Consider the following 5,115-nt stretch of genomic DNA (forward strand, 5'->3'; position numbering starts at 1 on the left):
AACATGCAGCAGGCCGCCCGCGTCGCCGACATGACCGCCTTCTTCAGCGTCGAGGTGCGCGAGGATGGCAGCGGCCGTCACGGCATTCTCGTCGAGCACGACCAGACGACGAAGATCTTCACGAACCCATCGGACAAGCGGACGGAAGACTACGTCACGGGGCGGTTCGGGTAGCCATGGCCCGCATCGAGTTTCAGCAGGGCCTCGACGCGCTCGAAGCAACGCTCCAGGAGCAGGGTGCGGTCGTCCTGCGCGCTCTGCGAGGGGCGGTCAGCGTCGTCGAGAGCCAGGACACAGAGCTGTGCGATGAGGTCATCGCGTTCGACGACGAGATCGATTCGCGCTATCACAGGATCGAGCGCATGGTCGAGGAGACGCTCGCTCATCAGGCGCCTGTCGCACGCGACCTCCGGCTCGTGCTCGCCGTTCTCCACAACTCGATTCACCTCGAGAGGATCGGGGATCAGTGCGTCACCGTCGCCAAGTTGACCAAGCTCGCAAGCGATCTCGAAACGAAACACGATCTGGTGGAAGGGTTGACCGAGATGGGCGAGCGGTGCGAGGAGATGGTGCGGGTGGCGCTGGACTCCTTCGGCGCTCGTGATATCGAGCGAGCTCGTGAGCTCGTCGAGCTGGACGAGCTCGTCGACCGTACCAACCGGCGAGTCGCCGATCGCGTCCTTGCGCTCGCGCACGAGCCCAGCACGCAGGAGTGGGGCATGCGGATGATCGTTGTCTCCCGGTGCCTCGAGCGCGTCGGTGATAACGCCGTCGATATCGGCGAACAGACCGCATTCCTCGTCACCGGCGAGTTTCACGAGTTCACGGACGCGTCACATTGAGCGCGTACGCCGCCGCCACTAAGCCAGCAGTCCTTCTCGGTCTGGTCGTGGCGCTCATCGCGGTGGGTTGCGGCGGCGGCTCGGATGGCGGCGCGATCAGTGCCGACGGCTCCAGCACGGTCGGCCCGTACATGACCGCTGCTGCCGAGGAGTTCCAGAAGGAGACCCCCGACACGAGGATCACGGTAGGGGTCTCCGGCACGGGTGGAGGCTTTGAGCGGTTCTGTCGAGGCGAGACCGATATCAGCAACGCTTCGCGCCCGATCAAGCAGGAAGAGCAAGCCATCTGCAAGGAGAACGACGTCGAGTACGTCGAGTTCCAGATCGCGAACGACGCCCTGACCGTCGTCGTCAACCAGGAGAACGACTGGGCCACGTGCCTGACCGTTCCCGAGCTCAACGCGATCTGGAAGCCCGGATCGAAGCTCGGCAACTGGGATGACGTGCGCGATGGCTTCCCGGATGTGGCACTGAAGCTCTTCGGGCCCGGCACGGATTCGGGCACGTTCGACTACTTCACCGATGAGATCAACGGAGAGGAAGGCGCGAGCCGAACCGACTACGCCGCGAGCGAGGATGACAACGTGATCGTGCAGGGTGTCAGCGGGGAGAAGGGCGGCCTCGGGTACCTGGGGTTCTCGTACTACGAGCAGAATGAGGACGCGCTGAACGCCGTCGGGATCGACGGTGGCGCCGGGTGCGTCGCCCCGAGCGTCGAGACGGCGCAAGACGGTACGTACAAGCCGCTTTCGCGTCCGCTCTACGTGTACGTCAAGAAGACGTCGTTCGCGCAGCCGGCGGTCGAGGACTTCATCGGGTACGTCCTCGACAACGAGACAGCCATTGCCGAGAAGGTCGGGTTCGTCCCGCTGAACGACGAGCAGCTCGCGCAGGCGAAGGATGACTTCACAACGGCCGTGGACGCGGCGACGAGCTGATGTCGGCGCAATCCCTCGAAGCAGCTGCGGGTGCGGTGCCGACCTCGCTTCGCTCGAGTCGCAAGCACTACGGGGAGAAGGTCATCCAGGTCCTGCTCGGGCTGTGCGCGCTCGTCTCGATCGTGACGACTCTCGGGATCGTCCTCTCGCTTCTCGTCCCGGCTCTCGAGTTCTTCGCCGAGGTGAACCCGGTCGACTTTTTCACCGGGACGACCTGGGCGCCGCTCTTTGAGCCAGCCAGCTTCGGGGTCGTTCCACTGATCGTGGGGACGTTCTCGGTGACCTTCTGGGCTCTCCTCGTCGCGATCCCCTTCGGCCTCGGCTCGGCCATCTATCTCAGCGAGTACGCATCACCAAAGAGACAGGTCGTGCTGAAGCCGATGCTCGAGATCCTGGCGGGCATCCCAACCGTCGTCTACGGCTACTTCGCCCTTACGGCCGTGACACCGTTGCTCCGGACACTGGGACTTCAGGTCGAGATCTTCAACGTCCTCGCAGGTGGCCTCGTGATGGGTGTGATGCTCATCCCTACGATCGCGTCGCTCTCCGAGGACGCAATGGCTGCCGTCCCACAGGGACTGCGGGATGGCGCCTACGGTCTCGGTGCCGACAAGCTTCAGGTCTCGACCCGCGTCATCGTTCCGGCGGCGATGTCGGGGATCATCGCATCGTTCGTGCTCGGCATCTCCCGGGCCGTCGGCGAGACGATGATCGTCCTCATCGCTGTTGGTCAGCAGGCCAAGCTCACGTTCAACCCGCTCGAGGGAGTCTCCACGCTGACGGCGTTCATCGGCGCAACGGGAAACGGTGATCTTCCTACCGGCTCGACCGAGTACAAGACGATCTTCGCTGTCGGTTTGACGCTCTTCGTGATGACCCTTGTGATGAACATCATCTCGATCAGGCTTGTCCGCAAGTATCGCGAGGTCTACGACTGATGAATGCGCGGAAGGTACGAGCCCGCGTCTTCCAGACGTTGATGATCTTCTCTCTCGCTGTTTCCATGGGCGTGCTGGCCTGGCTTCTCATCTCGACGTTCATCGACGGGATCCCTGCTCTCGACGCGAAACTGTTCACGAATCCCCCGTCATCGCTTCCCGAAGAGGCGGGTGCGCGTCCCGCAATCCTCGCCACGCTGTACATCGCGGTTCTCGTTCTCCTCTTCTCCGTCCCGATTGGCGTCGGTACCGCGATCTACATGGAGGAGTACGCGAAGAAGGAGCGCTGGTACAACCGCTTTCTCGAGGTCAACATCCAGAATCTCGCTGCCGTCCCGGCGATCGTCTACGGCATCCTCGGCCTCGCATTCATCGTGCGTGGGATCGGAGTTGGCCGCGTGCTTCTCGCCGGTGCGTTGATTCTCACGCTCGTCGTCCTTCCGACCGTGATCATTGCTTCGAGGGAGGCGCTACGCGCTGTCCCCGACTCGATCCGGCAGGGCGGCTACGCGCTTGGCGCGACCAAGTGGCAGGTGATCTCGAAGCAGGTTCTGCCGGCCTCGATTCCCGGCATCGCGACGGGCTCGATTCTCGCACTCTCGCGCGCGGTGGGCGAGACGGCCCCGCTCCTACTCATCGGGGCATTGACCTACGTCGCGTTCGACCCGACGATTCTCGGCCCCTTCACCGCCCTCCCCGTGCAGGTGTACACCTGGGTGAAGTTGCCCGACGCAGGGTTCCAGCAGCTCGCTGCCGCGGCGATCATCGTCCTGCTCGCAATCGTGCTCGGCATGAACGCGATCGCAATCTTCCTGCGCAGCAAGTTCCGCCAGAAGTGGTAGTGCGCGGGATCCGTTCCCGGCTCCGCGTTCCTAGCAGAATCCTTACCCGATTTCACCAGATGGCAACCGCTTCGACACGAGCCGGTACCCCACCGCAAGCGTGTTCTGCCGCACCATGAACATCGTCATTCGGTAATCGATAGCAAGGGAGATGGGGACTACATGAGACTATTCACTGGACGGCGCAGGAACGCATTCGCCGCCGTCGGGGCCATCGCGGCGGTCGGTGTTCTCGCCTCTGTCGCATTCGCAGCGACGCCGCCGCCGCTCAACAAGCTCAAGGGCTCCGTGACCGCCGACGGCTCGTCGACCGTGGGGCCGTATGCGACCGCCGCGGCGGAGCTCTTCAGCAGGGCCGGCGCCAAGAACGTGCGCGTCACCGTGGGTATCTCTGGCACGGGTGGCGGCTTCGAGCGCTTCTGCAAGGGCGAGATCGATCTCTCGGACGCATCGCGGCCGATGAAGATCAAGGAAGCCGTACTCTGTAAGGCGAACAACATCGGTTCCTGGCGAGCTTTCACCGTCGCGAACGACGCACTCACGGTCGTCGTGAACAAGGACAACACCTGGGCCACGTGTCTCTCGGTCGACGAGCTGAAGAAGATCTGGAACACCGGCTCGAAGGTGAACAACTGGAAGGACGTTCGGGCAGGCTTCCCTGACGAGAAGCTCAAGCTCTTCGGTCCGGGCACCGACTCGGGTACCTTCGACTACTTCACCGAGGCGATCAACGGCAAGTCCAAGGCGAGCCGCTCGGATTACGGTGCCTCCGAGGACGACAACGTGCTCGTCCAGGGTGTCTCGGGCGAGAAGGGTGGCCTCGGCTACTTCGGCTACTCCTACTTCGAGGAGAACCAGGACAAGCTGCGCGCCGTCCAGATCCGCAACCCGAAGACGGGAAACTGCGTTGCCCCGTCGGCCAAGTCGGCACAGAACGGCACCTACAAGCCACTTGCCCGACCGCTCTTCATCTACGCGAAGGGCTCGTCGTTCAAGCGCCCCGAGGTGCAGGCATTCCTCCGCTACATCTTCGCCAACGAGGTCGCGATTGCGAAGCGGGCGAAGTTCATCCCGCTCACGCCGGCCCAGCTGAAGAAGGCGCGGATCACATTCGATCTCGCCGTCAAGGCAGCCAACAGGTAGAACGGCGCAGGATCGCAGCACGTTCGATCCGGAGGGCGGCCCGATACGGGGCGCCCTCCGGGTCATGAACCCGGAACCGGAGGTGTCAAGCCGATGTCGAGCACGCTCGATCCCATAACCCGCCGGCACGTGGAGAAGGCAACAGAATCGCTCGTCGGGGAGTTCGCCGGCATCTTCGCTCCCGAGACGATCAACCGGTTCATCGTCGATTCGCTCGACCAGCTCGGGAATGCCCGTTTCAGCGACTTCCTGCCTGTCCTCGCATACAGGTTCGCGCGTGAGCGACTGAAGGCGCTCGGTCAGGCCGACGGCCTGATTGTCAAGGAGCAACCGGAGGTGCTCTTCGTCTGTGTGCACAACGCGGGTCGCAGTCAGATGGCAGCGGGCCTCGTGACTCTCCGCTCCGAGGGAA

The 5,115-nt window shown here is 63.4% G+C and carries 5 protein-coding genes and 2 pseudogenes; all 7 read left to right on the forward strand.

The features are described 5' to 3' along the window. Nucleotides 1-174, forward strand: a pseudogene (locus ABIR74_RS08060) (phosphate ABC transporter ATP-binding protein); the annotation flags it as partial. Between the two features lie 2 nt (nucleotides 175-176). Next, on the forward strand, nucleotides 177-842 hold the full coding sequence (gene phoU, locus ABIR74_RS08065; RefSeq protein ID WP_348176867.1) for a phosphate signaling complex protein PhoU: 666 nt from the start codon (nucleotides 177-179) through the stop codon (nucleotides 840-842). Continuing rightward, nucleotides 839-1,780, forward strand: a complete 942-nt coding sequence (locus ABIR74_RS08070; RefSeq protein ID WP_348176869.1) for a PstS family phosphate ABC transporter substrate-binding protein — start codon at nucleotides 839-841, stop codon at nucleotides 1,778-1,780. Before phoU ends, ABIR74_RS08070 begins: the two co-directional genes overlap by 4 nt. Beyond that, entirely contained in the window at nucleotides 1,780-2,718 is a 939-nt protein-coding gene (pstC, locus tag ABIR74_RS08075; protein ID WP_348176871.1) for a phosphate ABC transporter permease subunit PstC, read from the forward strand. The genes ABIR74_RS08070 and pstC overlap by 1 nt, the downstream gene beginning before the upstream one ends. Then, the gene (pstA, locus tag ABIR74_RS08080) at nucleotides 2,718-3,560 is read left to right on the forward strand and encodes a phosphate ABC transporter permease PstA (RefSeq protein ID WP_348176873.1); all 843 of its coding nucleotides are present in this window, start codon (nucleotides 2,718-2,720) and stop codon (nucleotides 3,558-3,560) included. Before pstC ends, pstA begins: the two co-directional genes overlap by 1 nt. A 162-nt stretch (nucleotides 3,561-3,722) precedes the next feature. After that, entirely contained in the window at nucleotides 3,723-4,703 is a 981-nt protein-coding gene (locus ABIR74_RS08085; protein WP_348176875.1) for a PstS family phosphate ABC transporter substrate-binding protein, read from the forward strand. Nucleotides 4,704-4,796: 93 nt separating this feature from the next. Then, nucleotides 4,797-5,115, forward strand: a pseudogene (locus tag ABIR74_RS08090) (arsenate reductase ArsC); the annotation flags it as partial.

Origin of the sequence: Gaiella sp. (genome assembly GCF_039915195.1) — a bacterium.
GTDB lineage: Bacteria > Actinomycetota > Thermoleophilia > Gaiellales > Gaiellaceae > Gaiella.